Here is a 16,523-nt window from a genome sequence, read left to right on the forward strand (position 1 = left end):
CTAAGAAGCTTATCTTCCAAAATCATCCTGTACCCGTACGATATCGTCTTCATCGGAAGGGTTGGAAGCATCGGTATGTTGCCAGATCTCGGCGATGATGCCGTACTGGTCTACTCCTACCAGGCGGTGACGCTGTCCTTGGTTCAGGCTGATCACAGCATTGATAGGTAGTTCCTGTAGGTCCGTTTGCTCGTCGGTTTCGCTGGTAACTACACCTGCTTTACCACCAATTACTTTCCAGATTTCGGCGCGACGGTGGTGGTACTGCCACGAGAGGCGCTTACCGGGAGCCACGACCAGTATCTTGGGGCTCAGTTTGTCGAAACCAGCAAAATCAGCTACCGAAAGGTGCGGAAAGAACTGCTTGATGAATTCAGGAGCCTGCGACTCTTCCAGTACAAAGAAGCCTCCCCACGGGCGGTTATGATCCTTACTTACAACAGTAAAGCCCAGCGAATCGAGGTACTGCTGTACCTGCTCAAATACTTCGGTTTTGTCAGAGGTGGCGGATAATGATTCTAACATACGTACTACCAAGTAGAGGTTTATAAGTAAAAACTGTGCTTAAAAGTAAGCGAAAAAAGGTAGGCGGAGAAGTCCTTCCTACTTTTTCAGCTGGTTAATTATCCAGCGGTTCTGGGCCTCCTGCTGCTCGGGGAACACCCAGTGCGCCGACTCCCTCGCCAGCATCAGGGTCTTTTCACCCCTGATGACATTAAGGGCGGCATAAATGGACGTAGGCGGACATACGTTGTCATTGAAGCCAAACGAGCTGAACGTAGGTACCTTCACAAAGCGGGCAAAGTTGACGACGTCGTAGTACTGGACCGTTTCGAGTACATCTTTATGGCTGGGGCGCGTCCACTTGGATTGGTCGGCCAGGTAGTGCGGCCAGCCTCCGGCGCGCCCGTGGAGGTAGCCCGTCATGTCGCTCATAGCCGGGTGGATGGGAGCCGTACAGGTCACCCGTGGATCCAGCGCCGCCGTCACGATGGAGAGGGCTCCTCCCTGGCTGCTACCCATCACACCCAGGTTCCTGCCATCGAACTGGGGCAGCGAAGCGATGAAATCATTCGCCCGCACGCAGCCCAGGTACACCCGCTTATAGAAGTAGTTGTCTTTGTCATGGATGTTGTTGGTCCAGTAGTGGTTGTTCCAGCCCGACAGCAGGTCGTCGTAGTTTGGCTGGGGCATAATGACCGAGATACCATGTATCCCGATCTCGAAGGTAATGATGCCCTGCTCGGCTAATCCTACGTCGCCATAGTAGGGACGAATACCTGCGCCGGGTACTTTCAGTACTGCGGGGTACTTTCCCTCCTTCTTAGGTACACACAAGATACCGTACAACCGGGCGCCGGAGCGCCAGTTCTGCAGGCTCACGTGGTACACATTTACATTTTCGGTCGAGCGCTCCGAGATTAGGGTCATCTTCGGGTCCATGGGTATGCGGGCGTTTTCGGCCTTGGCCTGATTCCAGTACTGCTCAAAGTTGGCCGGAAGGGTTACCGTAGGCTGGATCTGCTCCGGACTGAATCCGGCCGTAGTCCAGGCGCTGTACTCCTTGCCTTCGTAGGTAGTCCAGACGGTACAGCGCAGGAAGCCGGGCGCCTTCATGGTACCTCCGTCCAGGGTAGTTTCGCCGGCTTTTAGTACTACCTCCTGCTTTATGGTAGGGTCCATCTTCTCGGGGCCAATCTCGTAGCGAATTAGGACATCCTTCATCGGCACGTGGCTTTTGAGTACCTGTACGTTGAACTTCACCTTATCCCCTACCTTATACGTCCAGTCGGGACGGTCAGGCGCTACGATCACCTTGACCCAGCGCTCAGGCGGAGGGGGTTGGGCAATGCCCTGCAGGTACATCAGGGTCTGGCACAGGAGGAGGAGTTTTTTAGAAATAGGAATCATATTTGTGTTTAGGTAAAGTCTAAGTGTATAATTTTCAAATCTGTTCAATGCCTAAAAGAATAAAATTAGCTATACTGACATTGCTAGCTTTTGCCCTCACGGCCGGGCGGGCCTCGCCCTCTCAACGCCTCTGTATTCTGCTGGTCTGCGCAGAGCTTGCGCACAAATGCCAACAGAATAAGGTCGGCTTATGTGAGGGCTGATAAATAATCAGAAAGCATTAACATTTTTGGATATTAAAAATTTTAGTCTCCGACTTACTTCCAGGCAGGCGCGGCTGTTGTGGTAAGGGCATTTCCAGAAGCCCACTTTGTCTTCCGGCATGGGGCGGTAGTCTCCGTATACGCCCCAGATCCACTCGCCCCGTTCGTGATCAATCAGGTACTGTTTGGCAAATTCCCACAGCCGGAGCGAGAGGTCCAGGTAGCGGGTATCTCCGGTATTCTGGTAGGCATTGAGGTACCCCACCATTCCCTCGGCGGTTACCCACCACTCCCGGTGCGTGTCGTAGTGGTCAGTAGCCGGATCATACTCGTGGTGGAGGCTACCATCCGGATTGAGCCCCTCAGCCGCCGCATCCGCCATTTTCACGGCTACCTGCTTCCACTTCTGCGTGAGAGCCTCGTCGTGCAGTACCTCTGCCGACTCCTGCAGGAGCCAGGCGGCTTCTATATCATGCCCATAGGAGATAGCCTGCGACTGCGGACGCCATTCGTTGTCAAAGAACAGCCGCATGTGGTAGGTTTCGGGGTCAATGATCCGCTGCTCGAATACATCCAGCAGGTGGCGGATCTGCTTGTGGAGACCGGCATCCGGCCACACCCGATACAGATTGACGTATGCCTCGATGATATGCAGGTGCGTGTTCATGGTCTTGGGATCATTACGATCCTTCTCACTCAACCGCAGGTCATCCAGTAGTTGCCAATTTTCACTGAACGCCTCCAGGTAGCCACCATAGGTCCTGTCGAAGCTGTACTTCTCGATCAGATTATAGAGATCAATAGCGAAGTCAAGTACCTCCTGCTCCTGATTGATGCGGTAGTACTCAGCCAGACCGTAAATAGTAAAGGCCAGGCCATAGATCTGCTTGCGGCGGTTCAGTGGAGCGCCCGCGGCATCGACCGACCAGTACACGCCTCCGTGCGTCCAGTCGCGAAAGTAGTTCTGCATATAGTGGTAAGCCCGCTCGGCCAGCAGGTAGCAGACCGGATCGCCCCCGTGATTATAGGCAGCGGCAAAGCTCCATAGTATACGGGCATTGAGCACACAACCTTTTTCAGCCTCCGGATGCACCGCCCCCAGATAGTCCAGCCTGCCTACAAATCCACCTTGTGCTATATCAATTGAGCGGGATTTCCAGAAGTCCAGAATAGAGCGGAGTTCCTGCTCGACTTCCGTCTTGTATACTTTTAGATTTTCAGACATCAGGCTACTTCGTTCTTCTTTTGGGCAAAATAGGCTTTGTTCTTATCGATGAGCTGAGTCAGCGTGGCTACTGAGGCGGCTGATCGCAGACCATCCGCCGGGGTATTCATCACGTAATCCAGCAGGCGATCCACGCTGGACGTAGCCACGTGCATACGGGTATCCGACGAAGCGTAGTAGATATATACAGTACCATCCTCATCCACGATCCAGCCGTTGGCAAAAGTTACGTTCGATACATCCCCCACCCGCTCTTCGCCCTCAGGGGCTATGAAATACCCGCCCGGCTTGTAGACTACCTTGGTCAGGTCATTCAGGTCGGTCATGAACATATAGAGTACATAGCGCAGTCCGGCGGCGGTGTTGCGTACCCCGTGCGCCAGGTGCAGCCAGCCGTGTTCTGTCCTGATCGGCGCAGGTCCTTGCCCATTCTTTACTTCGTACACCGTATGGTAGCGCTTTTCATCCACGATGTATTCTTTTTCTACTACGGCTCCTTCCATGGTATCCGCGAAGCCTAATCCAATACCTCCGCCGGTACCCGCCTCAATGAAGCCATCCTGCGGACGGGTATACAGGGCGTACTTGCCATTCACAAACTCAGGGTGTAGTACTACGTTACGCTGCTGAGGCGAAGGTGTTTTCAGGTCCGGCAGACGCTCCCACTCCACCAGATCCCGGGTTCGTACAATCCCACACTGCGCCACCGCCGACGATTCATCGCCTGGCTTCGCCGAGGGATCTTTGCGCTCGGTACAGAACAGACCGTAGATCCATCCATCTTCGTGCTGCGTAAGGCGCATGTCGTACACGTTGATATCGGGCTCATCCGTCTCGGGTATACGAGCTGGGTAGTCCCAGAACCGGAAGTTGTCTACACCGTTGGGACTTTCGGCTACGGCAAAGAATGACTTGCGATCCATCCCTTCGGTACGTACTATGAGCAGGTACCGGCCATCCAGCTTGATAGCGCCGGCATTGAAGGCCGCATTGATCCCGAAGCGCTTCATCAGGTACGGGTTGGTCTCGGGGTTGAGGTCGTACTCCCAGTGCAGGGGAGCGTGTTGAGCCGTCAGTACGGGGTATTTATAGCGCTCATAGATACCATTGCCCAGTGCCTCTTTTTCGTTGGGCTGGGTTACTAGTTGGTCATGAGCCTGCTGTAAAGCCTGTAGTCTTTGGTCAAAATTCATTGTTGATTAGTCTGTTCGGTTAAAGTTCTTTTAATCTATCCCACCATGTTTTTTTAAGTATCAGCATCGTCAGGAGCATCACCAATGCGGTGATGCCCAGGTACGTCCACTCTTTCAGCACCAGGTACATAGGAAGTACCACCAGACTGGTCTGCCAGATAATGCCGATCAGCACGTTGAACATGTCTCGTCCAAAATCTCTGTTACGTTCAAAAGAAGGATCTTCCTGTACTACCTTATCGTGAATGGGTCCCCAGAAGCCCCACGGTCGTACGTTGCGGTAGAAAGTAGTGAGCACCTCCATCTCCGTAGGTGGTGCCAGGTAGGTACCTACGATACACCCGATGAGCGATATCACAAAGAGCAGCGGGAAGTAGTAGAGGTCCAGGGTGTCGGTGAAGACCGTCGGAAACACCATCGCGGCCAGGATACCCATCAGCATGCCCCAGAAGAAACCGCTGCCATTAAACCGCCACCAGTGCCACTTCAACATATTAGCGGCTATATATCCTCCGTACAGGGCCGACACAATCCACTGTAGGATGGAATTGACATCTTTAGCGAAGAAGCCAAGAATAATACTGAATAGTACGATGACAATACCTACCGTATAGTTCATCTGCGCAATGCTACTATCAGACGCCTTTTGGTTGACGTACTTCAGGTAAATATCATTAACGATGTAGGCCTGAGCGGCATTGAGGGTACCCGCAAAGGTACCTATAAACGACGCCAGCAGCCCCGCCAGCAGCAGGCCCATGATACCTACCGGAGCAAAGTTGAGGACGGCAGAGGGAAGGATCTTTTCAAAGTCAATGCCCCGCGCTGAGTTCAGGTTCAGCTGCTCGTAGTTCAGGATAGCCAGTACCGCAAACCCCATGATCATGAGGTAGCGGGTCGGCATCAGCACCAGGGATACAAACCCACTCATCTTGGCAGCATCCTGCGGGGAGCGGGACGACAGGATCTTCTGCATATCATAGTTGGGAGCCGGTCCGGCTATGCTGGCCATGATGCCCTTGGTGAGCATGAGCGTAAAGAAGATGCCGAACATGGAGTAGCGGTCTTCCCGGATCTTCTGATTTACCTCATCAATGATCCCGGTCCAGTCCAGCCCCAGCTTGTTGCCAAAGAAGGGGTTGAGCCAGCCATCAGGTACTTTCAGCTCTGCTACCGAAAGGTTATTCATAGCCAGTACCGCTATCACAATGGCCGAGAGCGTCATGATGATGTACTGGATCAGGTCGGCCCATACGATACTTGACATCCCACCCAATACTGCATAAAACACCGCAAACAGTGTAAACAGTACTCCGTAAAAGTGGGGGATAAACTCCGGAGCTACCTCAAAGGGAACATAAGGAGCCATGTACTGCCAGGGGATGAATATCTCCACAAACTTACCCAGCCCGATAAAGCCATAGGCCATAAAGCCCAGACAACTCAGTAGCGCAAAAACCACGACTATCGTATGGGAGCGGGTGGCCTGCGGGCCGGTACCAAAGCGGGTGGTGATCCACTCGGCGCCGGTAGTTACGTTGGAGCGGCGCAGCCAGGCCGCCAGGTACATCATCATGAATACCTGGTTGAATGAGGGCCAGAGCCAGGGAATCCAGATACTCTTCATGCCATACACAAAGGCCAGCATCACCATCCACAATGTACCTGATATGTCGAACATACCCGACGCGTTGGACAGCCCGAGCATGTACCAGGGTAGCGTGTTGCCTCCCAGCATATAGGCTTTCTTATCAGCCTTCGCCCTCTTGCGCAGAAGTACCCCAATCAGTGAAATGGATATCAGATAGACCAGGATAACTGCCAGGTCCAGTAGGGTTAATTTCATGGGTTGATGTCAGTTAACTACCCGCTGGTGCGTTGGTGATTCGTGTGTTTACCGCTTACTGTATATATTTTCGCGGGCTACTCCCTGTTCGAGTAGTATAGTACCTGAGCCAACCAGCTTCCTTAAATCTTCCGCACTGGCCTGACCGGGATAAGGTCCAAAGAAATGATCAGCCCGTCCGTTGCGCCAGACGAGCAGGTAGCTCAATCCCGAGTCCTGCACAATAGGTTGTATAATGCTGGTCCACCACGTGGGTTCGGGTAGCTGGTCCAGGCCCGTTTCGGTAAGGGCCCATACCTTTCCACGCTGCTGCCCCAGCTCCCGTATAGTACCTACCATACGGCGGGTCGTCTCTATAAAAGTTGTATTGCTCTGGGGGGCGTTGCGGTGATAGTAATCAAAACCCAGAATATCTACGTACTGGTCGCCGGGGTAGCGCTCGAGGTAGTGGGCTTCATCGCCGAAGTAGTCTGTGGAGTAGGCGTAGAGCAGGTTATGTACTTTGCGTTTCTTTCGCAGGTAGTCTACCGTAAATCGCCAGAATGCTTTGTATTCTTCGGGAGTCACTTGTCCGGCTCCCCACCAGAACCAGTTGCCTGTATGCTCGTGATAAGGGCGGAATATCACCGGGATGTACTCGCCTTCCGGCCCTTTCAGGCTCCTGAAGAAATCCGCCAGTCGATCCAGCGTTTTCTCGTAACTCTTCCGGTTGGTTCGGTCCGTCAGGATGCGGTGAATGGTAGAGTCGCCTTTGTCCCAGGTGGTTTTGGTGAAGTCGAGGGGGTTGTTGGGATGCCAGCTGATGGTGTTGACGCCTCCGCGCCGGTAGGTTTCAACGATAGATTGACGTATTTTTTCAAAAGGTACTCCATCCAGATTGACCAGGCTATCCAGCTCCAGATGCCCCAGGTCATGACCTACTACGGCCGGATGCTCTCCTGTCAGTGTTTTTATATCCGAACGACCTGGATCCCCTACCCACCGGCTGCCGTCTTTGTTCAGGCCGTAGGCCAGCGCATCCTGCTGCCCAAACAGGACTCCCTTCTGCCGGAGCTGTTTCAGGCTGTTGTAAAGGTTTTTGGTCTCGCGGGTAGCCTTTCTATCAATCTGCGCCATCAGGGCCGTAGGCCCGATCAGGAGCAGTAGTACTATTCTCTTGAACATAGACTCTGGTGATTACAGAAAAAACAATTTGGGATAGGCCAGTGGCCTACCCCAAACCCAACATCAATTAACCTATATAAAAATCCATCAAAGCTATTTCTGTGTGTGAAAGTGTTAACAACTAAGCACCCGCCCTTCCTGCGGGAGGCCCTACAACATTTCTGAATTCAACAAGCTCAGCAGCCGGGGCCACTTGAGTGAGCTTATTGAATTCAGAAACAAGACTTTATTTTAATATACTGCTATTAGTACTTAGGCACGATGCGGAGGTTGTCCCAGTAGAGTCTCATCTTCTTGGCATCACCACCAAACACGTACACCCGCATCTCTCTGAGCTCATTCACATCAGCAGCATCCAGCGTCTTTACATTCTGACCTTTCTTGCTGCCGGCGTCGTCTTCACTGTACACAAAGTCAGCCAGAGGAATGGTTACCGTCTGCCAGCCGGACGTCCTGAAAGTAGCACCGCTGTAGTTAGTACCGCCCCAGGGGAAGTTGTAGTTGAAAGTACCTCCCTGCGACTTGTACCAGATACGCAGCGGGTTTGAGGTCCAGTCTTCCGGTACGTATACTTCCATCTTTATTACGTAACGATCTACGCTACCCGGTGTAACACCATAGTCAGCCAGACGCTTCATATCTGCTACGTGGTAGTCTTCGTTCCAGTCCCAGGCACCGATGTTGCCATCGATTACTACGTAGTTACCAGAGATAGGCGCCGGATTGGGTCCATTCGAAATCTTGATGGACGTCCAGCCTGGCTTCTCAGGGTCAGCCGTAAAGATCAGGCCACGCTGATCCTTGTAGTGCAGAGGTACTTCTCGCTCGATGGTACCGTTGCTCACTTTCACGACGGTATTCTCAGGCGTGTTGGCCGGAATGGCTACACGGATCTCGCTGGCAGTCACGGCAGTGGGCTTCACGGTAGTGGCACCAAAGCTTACCTGGGTATTTTCCTGCGTAAAATCATACAGGTCCAGGTTACGCGCCTTGATGATCAGCGTCTGGCCAGCCGGAGTAAACTCTTCCACCGCTCCACCGAAGCCTACAATGGCCAGCGGGGGTACATTGACGTTAAAGTTCATGCTGGTTTCACCGGATGCTCCTGACACAGTGATCTTATTCGAGATCTCGCCGGGAATAATTTTCGGGATCTGGAAGGTAATCTCACTGGCCGTAACGTGGGCGGCCTTCACATCCACCTCCACATCGTTGACCGTGATCTTACTTATGTTACACAGGTTAGTACCTTTCAGGATGATCCACTCGTCCAGTTCAGCGCCCTGGAAGGTTTCGCTACGCTGGGTAGGCTTGGTAACCTCCGTAAGCGTAGGAGCCCCCGAACAGCTTTCAACCGGTACCAGGCTTTCTTCCTGCTCACAGGCAGTAAAGAGCAGTGACCCCGCCAGGAGGTATACTCCCAATCTCATATATAGCTTGCTTTGTACTTTTTTCATGTTCCGATAGAGTTATAGATCTTGCCAGCTCTGATATTACCATCCCTGGTTCTGAGGGCCAAAGTTTTTGTTGGTGTTGATCTCCTGAACTGGTACCGGGAAGAGCAGGTTACGTGGTTCGCGACGCTTCACTACGTTGTTTTCATCCACGCCGATCGCGTTCATCACATCCAGGTAGATACCCCAGCGCATCAGGTCCCACTTACGATTCATTTCCAGAGCCAGCTCGCGGGCACGCTCTTCGATCACGTACGAGCGGAACTGCTGCTGGGTCATTCCGGCCGGAGCCGCCGAAGCGTTGCTACGGGTACGGATGCTGTTGAGAGCGGCGTAAGCCTCAGCGGTAGGTCCACCATTTGCTTCGTTGGCTGCTTCGGCATACACCAGTACGATGTCAGCGTAGCGCAATAGCGGGAAGTGGTAGTCGGTACGATCGATGGTATTGTCAGTAACAGCACCAAACTTGGTAAGGCTGGCGTAGTAGAACTCCGCCTGATTAGGCAGATTCACCTCTTCACCAGTGTAGCCATACTTAGGATCTCTGGCCTCTACTTTGCTGGCATGCTTGGCCGGGTAGAAGTGCGTGTTACCCCACTGCTTCCAACGGTGCTGCACTCCTTTTACAACGCGGTCGTCCTTATCGTCTTCGAATAGTTCGTACCAGTGGTGACGCATAGCTACCCAGCGACCGTTAGCTACTTCGCCGTCGGCATTGAGGTACCCCAGGTACCAGGTGTTGATACCAAGTCCCAGCGCCTGGCTTCCGCTTACGGCCTGTACCATCCAGATATGCTCGCCGCGGTTACGGTTGGTGATGTTCCATACTTCTGAGTAAGAGGGGAACAGGGTAAACTCCCCGCTATCCATTACTTCTTTGGCCTTATCACGAGCCAGACGGAAGTACTCGGCTGAATTTACGCCTTCGAGGCCTGCTACTACCTTCTTTGTGAAAGTCAGTCGGGAAGGACTGTCTTTCAGAGTACCGTCAGCGTTCTTGGCAGGACCACCCTGTACGGTTACCTGAGCACCTTCCAGTGAGCCTGACGCCATAGTTACGTATACTTTGGCGAGCAGGGCGCTGGCGGCTCCCTTGCTTACTCTGCCTACTTTGAAGCCAGGGTCATTGCGGGTATAGAGGTTGCCTTCGGCCGCTTTCAGTAGTTCTATGATATGATCGTATACCACTTTTACGTCCTGACGTGGCTGCTGCGGATCCGCGCCCGCTCCCAGCGAAGTAGGCATAATGGGTACCGGACCGAACATACGTACCAGGTAGAAGTATGACCAGGCCTTCAGAAACTGAAACTGCCCGATAGTGTTCTTACGCGCTCTTTCATCGAAGGTCATTTTTTCGACCGTCTCGATACCTACGTTGGAACGGTGGATGATCTTGTACAATCCTCCCCAAGTACCTTCGTACATCCAGGTATCGCGGTTGAAGTTACCGGAACCTACCGATCCAAAAGCCCAGCTGGGTCCGGTAGAGTAATCGCTATCGAAGTTTCCGATACGAGGCCATACGTCGTAGCGGAACAGGTTTTCGTTGATGGTGGTGTAGGCACCCTGCAGCAGCAGGTCCGCACCACTTTCGCTATCTTCCAGACTAGTGGGTGAGAGGAAGTCAAATACCTCTTCCTGCAGGGCATCTTCACAGGACGTCGCACTCAGCATACCACCCAGCAGAAAGGTTAAAAACAGTATTTTTCTCATTTTACTACTTAGTTATTGCTTGGTTAATTGATTGTTATAGGGTTGCTCTTACACCAAAGTTGAAAGAGCGGGCATTGGGGTACGAGTTCAGGTCTACACCCATTCTACCACCACCTGATCCAAGGCCGTTCACATCGGGATCGTACCAGCTGTACTTGGTCAGAGTCCACAGGTTGTTTCCATTTACGTATAGGTACAGCGAGCTCAGGCCTTTCACCGGGTTGTTAAAAGTATAGCCCAGGCTAATGTTCTTCAGACGCAGGTACGAGCCATCTTCGATATCGCGGTCCGAGATACGACGGTCGCGACGCTCGGTACGCCATGCTTTGGGGTACTTGGCATTGGCTGCATTTTCAGGAGTCCAGCGTAGTGTATACGACTCTTCCAGAGCGTTACGGATATCTCCGGTGTTCATGTCGAACAGGTTGGCGTTAAGGATGTCGTTACCCTGTACACCCTGAAGGAAGAAGCTGGCCGTAAACTTCTTGTAGCGGAAGGTATTGTTGATACCGTACAGGAAGTCAGGGTTGGTGTTACCGATGATAGTACGGTCGCTTTCGTTGATTGACGTCGGATCATCATCCAGGTTTACATACTTCACTTCACCGATCAGTTCGCGCTGAGACGCTTCGTTCAGGTGAGCCTTAGAAGGATCCGCCTTTACTTCGGCCAGGTTATCGTAGAATCCGTCAGTGACGTAGCCGTAGATCACCCCGATAGGCTGTCCGTTACGACGCAGGAACACTTCACGTACGTTGTAGTACAGGTTAGAAGCGTACTGATCGCTCTCCAGACCTCCGATACGGTTGCGGTTGCTGCTGATGTTAGCCGTCAGATCCCACTGCAGCAGGGACGAAGAAGGCAGTACGTGAGCTGTTATTGAAGCCTCAATACCGTGGTTCGTTACAAAGCCAACGTTTTTGTACTTCACAGGGAATCCTGAGCTGGGAGGCGTTTGCTCTTCAGTCAGCAGGTCAACGGTCTTCTTGGCGTACAAGTCCAGGGTAGCGTTGAAACGGTTGTTCAGGAATGCCGCGTCAATACCTCCGTTGAACTGGTTGGTAGTTTCCCAGAACAGGTTGGGGTTACCGGGGCGGTAGCCTTCCACCAGACCGGGCGTAAGTACTCCGTTCACTACACCATTCAGAGGCTGCAGCTGATCCAGCGTCTGGTATGGTCCGATCGACTGGTTACCGGTCTGGCCGTAGCCTACGCGTAGTTTCAGGTCGTCGAAGAAGTTCAGGTTCTTGATAAATGCTTCGTCCGAGATACGGTATGCTAGAGCTCCCGAGAAGAAGTCAGCCCACTTGTTATTAGCGGCAAAGGCAGTAGTTCCGTCACGACGGTACGAAATAGTCGCCAGGTACTTACCCTTATAATTATAGTTGGCACGTCCCAGGAACGACATCAGTCCACCGGCAGTCTGGCCATTCTGGATCTGATAGGTCGACTGGTTACCGCGTCCGAAGTTGAAGTCTTTGGTCAGGTCATCAGGGAATCCTGAGGCTGATGTATTCAGGAAGTTGCTCACCCATTGCTCACGGGTTGCACCAGCAAGAGCTACAAACTCATGATCGCCGAACTTCTTGTCGTAGGTAAACAGTGACTCAAACGTAGTAGCAAACCAGTTGCTGGTGTTCTTACCGGCCAGACCATTGCGTGGCTCACGACCTTCGGTCAGGAAGCGGCCAAAGTACATACCCCGGTCGTTGTAGCTGTAGTTAAAACCTACGTTCTGGCGGAACTTCAGGTTAGGCAGGATCTGGATCTCCGCAAAGTTAGACGAGAAGATGCTGTTACTAAACAGCTGGTTCTTCATGTTGCGGGTATAGAAGTACGGGTTAGCCATCAACCAGGCCAGCTCGTTGTTCAGCTCCATATTTCTGGAAGGCTCAAACACCGGTACAGTAGGCAGATACGCCAGTGCTGTACGCAGAATACCCTGCAGACCGGCTCCCGAACCACTACCTGAGCTGGTTGGTACTGAGTTGTTCTCAGAGCGGCTCAGGTTGTTGTTAGTACTCAGAGTCAGCCACTTGTTGAAGGTACGGTATACATTGGCCCGTACGGAGTAGCGCTTGAAGTCAGAGTTAACGATGATCCCCTGCTGGTTTACGTAGTTACCTGATACCGAGTAGCCACCGTCTTTGGTAGCACCGTGGAAGCTCAGGGTATAGTCCTGCGAAGGAGCTACCTGGAAGATCTGGTTCTGCCAGTTGGTTCCCCGGAAGTTTTCTACGGGAATGTTACCTGACAGTGTATTAGTAATACCGTTCAGGAAGTCCTCCGGCTTAGGCAGGTAGTAGTTCTGGATCCGGCTAATCTGAGTTCTGGTCACAGGATCCACCCAGGTAGTATCTGACATCATCATACCGGGGAACGGCAGACGGTCATACGGACGGCCTTCGTAGTAAAGCGCGTTCTGTACCCCTTCGTTCATGTACATGGCGTACTGGTGCGCGCTCATCAGAGGGATGTTCTTAGACACCTGTGAGAAACCTACGTTCGTGGTAAATTCCACTATGTTACGGCCCTCGCCGCTGCCTTTCTTGGTTGTGATCAATACAACCCCGTTGGCACCACGTGAACCGTAGATAGCGGTAGCCGAAGCATCTTTCAGTACCTCAATCGACTCGATGTCCTGAGGGTTCAGGAAGTTCAGCGGGTTAGAGTTCTGGCTGGTATTATCAAGGCTGGCTCCTACTACTGAGTTAGAAGCACCGCCACCCGATGTAAAAGGAATACCATCGATTACGTACAGAGGCTGGGTGTTGCTGGAGAAAGAGTTAGAACCCCGTACCTGGATGTTCACGCCACCACCGGGAGCACCGTCATTTTTCTGTACCATTACCCCGGCCATACGTCCCTGCAGACCCTGGCTGATGTTAACGGGGTTGGCCTGAAGCATTTCTTTGGTATTAACAGACGATACCGATCCGGTCAGGTCGCGCTTCTTCTGCACACCGTACCCCACGATCACTACCTGCTCCAGCATGCGGTCGTCCGACTGGAGGGTTACATTAATGGTACTGCGATTGCCAATCTCAACATCCTGGCTCTGCATACCAACATAACTAATCACCAGTGTCTTACCACCGGTAGGTACTTTGAGGGTAAACTTACCATCTACATCGGTAGCTGTTCCCGTTGAGGTGCCCTTCACCACCACGCTCACTCCCGGCAGCCCTCCTCCGGTTTCATCGGTAACAGTACCGCTTACTGTACGATCCTGAGCTGTTCCGGATAGGATACTTCCTATCACAAAACAGATGATCATGAGTAGTCTTTGCAACATTCTATTGCTCATTTTTGGTTTATAATTTTTCTCACAAAATAATACACTTTAAAGACCGTCGATATAATACTATCTTATCATTTCTTTGAATTAAAAAATCATTTTCTGTAATTTAGCTGTACTACTACCTATACCACATATAACTTTTTAAATATTTATAGCACTATTTTTGCACATTTAGTGCATTTATTATAGTATACTAATGTTGACGGAAGTTTATATATGATAATACTTTTACGACAGTATATTTGTAACCAAACTGTACGATAAAGCAAACATTTCTACTACTATGAGCGAAATCTATAGTGAAATAACACCCTTGACCCAATATGACTGCTTTACGATCTTTGCCCGTAACAAGCGGCATTTCGACTTCCCGCTCCACTACCACGAAGAGTTTGAACTGAATCTGATTGTGGGAGGAAAAGGGGTCAAGCGCATAGTAGGTGACCATACCGATACCATTGATGATCTGGAGCTGGTGCTGGTTGGAAGCAACCTGCCCCACGGCTGGTTTACGCACCAGTACCAGTGGCAGGAAGGAATGCCGGATATCTACGAGATCACGATCCAGTTTCACCGCGACCTGTTCGACGAGAAGTTCCTGCGCCGCAACCAGCTCTACTTCATCCGCTCGCTATTCGAGAAAGCGGCCCGGGGTATCTGCTTCTCCAAAGAAACGGTGGAGCGCATCATGCCCCGCCTGAAAGAGCTGACCGAAAAGAGCGGCTTTGACTCAGTACTGGAGCTCATGTCGATCCTGCACGACCTGTCGGTATCGCGCAACATGCGCATGCTCTCCAATGCCACCTTTACGGACGACAGCTTCAACTACAACAGCCGGAGGATCGAGAAGGTATTCTCATACATGCGGGACCACTACGACAAGGAGATTACGCTGGAAGAGGTAGCCAAGCTGGCCGGTATGACTAAGGTTTCGTTCAGCCGGTTTATCAAGAAGCGCACCGGCAAAACTTTTATAGAAAGTCTGAACGAAATTCGTCTGGGACACGCCTCCCGCCTGCTCATTGATACCACCCACACCATTGCGGAAGTAGCCTACAAGTGCGGCTTCAACAATCTGTCGTACTTTAATCGCATTTTCAAGAATAAAAACGGTACTACCCCTAAGGAATTTCGGGATAACTACGCCGGTACCCGGACTTTTATATAGCGGCAGAAGATCCGCTGGTATTTCTGATATTCTCCCCTCACTCTACACGCGCAGAATCTACTCTGTAACACCTCCCTTCCTCATTCCTGACTACACGATGACCCACAAAAAGAGCAGCCGGAACGGGTCCGGCTGCTGTAACTAACGCTTACTGATCTGGACTATTACATCCGGTTACTTATATTTTTTGAGTCCAGCCAAATACATCCTCAATCTTACCGGTACGGATGTCGGTCAGGTACTCTTTTACTTTTGCAACGAAGGAATCTTCTTTGATGGCAGGTAGCTCATAGTTGGTACCTTCGTAACCGATCACGGCGAAAGGCGATACCACTACGGCCGTACCAGCACCGAAAGCCGCTTCCAGACGACCTTCCTTAATGGCATCGATGACCTCTTTGATCGCTACCCGGCGCTCCTCCACGGGTACTCCCCAGTGCTGAGCGATCTCGACGATGCTCCGGCGGGTAATACCATCCAGGATAGTATCTGACACGGCTGGAGTTATCAGTTTGCCATCAATTACAAACATTACGTTCATGGTACCCGACTCCTCTATGTAGGCATGGTCACGGGCATCCGTCCAGATCAGCTGGTCGTAGCCCTGCTGCTGGGCCAGGCGTGTAGGGTACAGCGAAGCCGCGTAGTTACCGGCACATTTGGCGGCACCTACTCCACCTTCGGCAGCGCGGATATAAGAGGTCTCTACCTTTACCTTGGGAGGATTAGCGTAGTAGTTACCTACCGGACCGGTAAAGATGATAAAGATATAGGTATCCGAAGGACGTACGCCCAGGTAGGCATCCGACGCAAACATGTACGGACGGATGTACAGCGAGCTACCTGGCTGCGAAGGTACCCAGCCAGCATCCAGGCGCAGCAGCTCGTTGAGGCCACCCATAAATACTTCTTCGGGTACCGTAGGCATGCACATACGCTCAGCCGAACGGTTGAAGCGGGCCCAGTTGTCGCGGGCACGGAACGTCAGTACTTCACCGGCTTCGTTCTTATAAGCCTTCATTCCCTCGAAGATCGCCTGACCATAGTGCAGAGCGGCCGTAGCCGGGCTCAGCGCCATGTCGGCGTAAGGAATGATGCGGAGGTTCTGCCACTGCCCGTCGCGGTACTCCGCCACGAACATGTGGTCTGAAATATTACGACCAAACACCAGGTTGGTGAAGTCTATTTCGCTCAGGCGCGGACTCGTCGTCTGCTGGATTTCGATGGGCAATGTATCGGCTGTCATAAGGCTTAGTATGATTTCTGAACTAACTAGTAACGAATGTATGTCGATGAAGTGTAGTGCCGCAATTTAGTTAATTTTTATTAATTGAATAAAAGTATT

At 51.9% G+C, this 16,523-nt stretch carries 11 protein-coding genes; 1 reads left to right on the top strand and 10 read right to left on the bottom strand.

Annotation, left to right across the window (positions count from 1 at the left end; translation table 11 throughout):
* Positions 1 to 9: 9 nt before the first annotated feature.
* From JTN23_RS24725 to JTN23_RS24765, 9 genes are all read right to left on the bottom strand, one after another.
* A complete protein-coding gene (locus JTN23_RS24725; protein ID WP_247237796.1) occupies positions 10 to 525 on the bottom strand; it encodes a cupin domain-containing protein in 516 nt (171 codons plus the stop codon).
* A 78-nt stretch (positions 526 to 603) separates the two neighbouring features.
* Positions 604 to 1,911 (bottom strand): acetylxylan esterase, encoded by a 1,308-nt coding sequence (locus JTN23_RS24730; RefSeq protein WP_247237797.1) that lies wholly within the window; start codon positions 1,909 to 1,911, stop codon positions 604 to 606.
* 210 nt (positions 1,912 to 2,121) lie between these two features.
* Positions 2,122 to 3,339, bottom strand: coding sequence for an AGE family epimerase/isomerase (locus tag JTN23_RS24735; protein WP_247237798.1), 1,218 nt, complete (start codon positions 3,337 to 3,339; stop codon positions 2,122 to 2,124).
* Positions 3,339 to 4,532, bottom strand: a complete 1,194-nt coding sequence (locus JTN23_RS24740) for a glycoside hydrolase family 130 protein (protein ID WP_247237799.1) — start codon at positions 4,530 to 4,532, stop codon at positions 3,339 to 3,341. The genes JTN23_RS24735 and JTN23_RS24740 overlap by 1 nt, the downstream gene beginning before the upstream one ends.
* A 19-nt stretch (positions 4,533 to 4,551) precedes the next feature.
* Complete coding sequence (locus tag JTN23_RS24745; RefSeq protein WP_247237800.1) at positions 4,552 to 6,378, bottom strand: sodium:solute symporter family protein; 1,827 nt, start codon at positions 6,376 to 6,378, stop codon at positions 4,552 to 4,554.
* Between the two features lie 48 nt (positions 6,379 to 6,426).
* Positions 6,427 to 7,542, bottom strand: coding sequence for a glycoside hydrolase family 26 protein (locus JTN23_RS24750; RefSeq protein WP_247237801.1), 1,116 nt, complete (start codon positions 7,540 to 7,542; stop codon positions 6,427 to 6,429).
* 245 nt (positions 7,543 to 7,787) lie between these two features.
* On the bottom strand, positions 7,788 to 8,999 hold the full coding sequence (locus JTN23_RS24755; RefSeq protein ID WP_247237802.1) for a glycan-binding surface protein: 1,212 nt from the start codon (positions 8,997 to 8,999) through the stop codon (positions 7,788 to 7,790).
* A 36-nt stretch (positions 9,000 to 9,035) separates the two neighbouring features.
* Complete coding sequence (locus JTN23_RS24760) at positions 9,036 to 10,709, bottom strand: RagB/SusD family nutrient uptake outer membrane protein (protein ID WP_247237803.1); 1,674 nt, start codon at positions 10,707 to 10,709, stop codon at positions 9,036 to 9,038.
* Between the two features lie 34 nt (positions 10,710 to 10,743).
* Positions 10,744 to 14,004, bottom strand: a complete 3,261-nt coding sequence (locus tag JTN23_RS24765; protein ID WP_247237804.1) for a SusC/RagA family TonB-linked outer membrane protein — start codon at positions 14,002 to 14,004, stop codon at positions 10,744 to 10,746.
* Positions 14,005 to 14,293: 289 nt separating this feature from the next.
* Between JTN23_RS24765 and JTN23_RS24770 the strand changes: the two genes are divergently transcribed.
* Positions 14,294 to 15,178, top strand: coding sequence for an AraC family transcriptional regulator (locus JTN23_RS24770; RefSeq protein WP_247237805.1), 885 nt, complete (start codon positions 14,294 to 14,296; stop codon positions 15,176 to 15,178).
* A 178-nt stretch (positions 15,179 to 15,356) separates the two neighbouring features.
* On the opposite strand, the gene JTN23_RS24775 is transcribed toward JTN23_RS24770, so the two are convergent.
* Positions 15,357 to 16,424: a branched-chain amino acid aminotransferase gene (locus JTN23_RS24775; protein ID WP_247237806.1), complete on the bottom strand. Its 1,068-nt coding sequence runs from the start codon at positions 16,422 to 16,424 to the stop codon at positions 15,357 to 15,359.
* Positions 16,425 to 16,523 lie beyond the last annotated feature (99 nt).

Source organism: Telluribacter roseus (genome assembly GCF_017355915.2).
Taxonomy (GTDB): Bacteria; Bacteroidota; Bacteroidia; order Cytophagales; family Spirosomataceae; genus Telluribacter.

Coding starts and splice junctions, on each gene's coding strand:
- JTN23_RS24725 (WP_247237796.1), bottom strand. CDS start 525: ATGTTAGAATCATTATCCGCCACCTCTGACAAAACCGAAGTATTTGAG.
- JTN23_RS24730 (WP_247237797.1), bottom strand. CDS start 1,911: ATGATTCCTATTTCTAAAAAACTCCTCCTCCTGTGCCAGACCCTGATG.
- JTN23_RS24735 (WP_247237798.1), bottom strand. CDS start 3,339: ATGTCTGAAAATCTAAAAGTATACAAGACGGAAGTCGAGCAGGAACTC.
- JTN23_RS24740 (WP_247237799.1), bottom strand. CDS start 4,532: ATGAATTTTGACCAAAGACTACAGGCTTTACAGCAGGCTCATGACCAA.
- JTN23_RS24745 (WP_247237800.1), bottom strand. CDS start 6,378: ATGAAATTAACCCTACTGGACCTGGCAGTTATCCTGGTCTATCTGATA.
- JTN23_RS24750 (WP_247237801.1), bottom strand. CDS start 7,542: ATGTTCAAGAGAATAGTACTACTGCTCCTGATCGGGCCTACGGCCCTG.
- JTN23_RS24755 (WP_247237802.1), bottom strand. CDS start 8,999: ATGAAAAAAGTACAAAGCAAGCTATATATGAGATTGGGAGTATACCTC.
- JTN23_RS24760 (WP_247237803.1), bottom strand. CDS start 10,709: ATGAGAAAAATACTGTTTTTAACCTTTCTGCTGGGTGGTATGCTGAGT.
- JTN23_RS24765 (WP_247237804.1), bottom strand. CDS start 14,004: ATGTTGCAAAGACTACTCATGATCATCTGTTTTGTGATAGGAAGTATC.
- JTN23_RS24770 (WP_247237805.1), top strand. CDS start 14,294: ATGAGCGAAATCTATAGTGAAATAACACCCTTGACCCAATATGACTGC.
- JTN23_RS24775 (WP_247237806.1), bottom strand. CDS start 16,424: ATGACAGCCGATACATTGCCCATCGAAATCCAGCAGACGACGAGTCCG.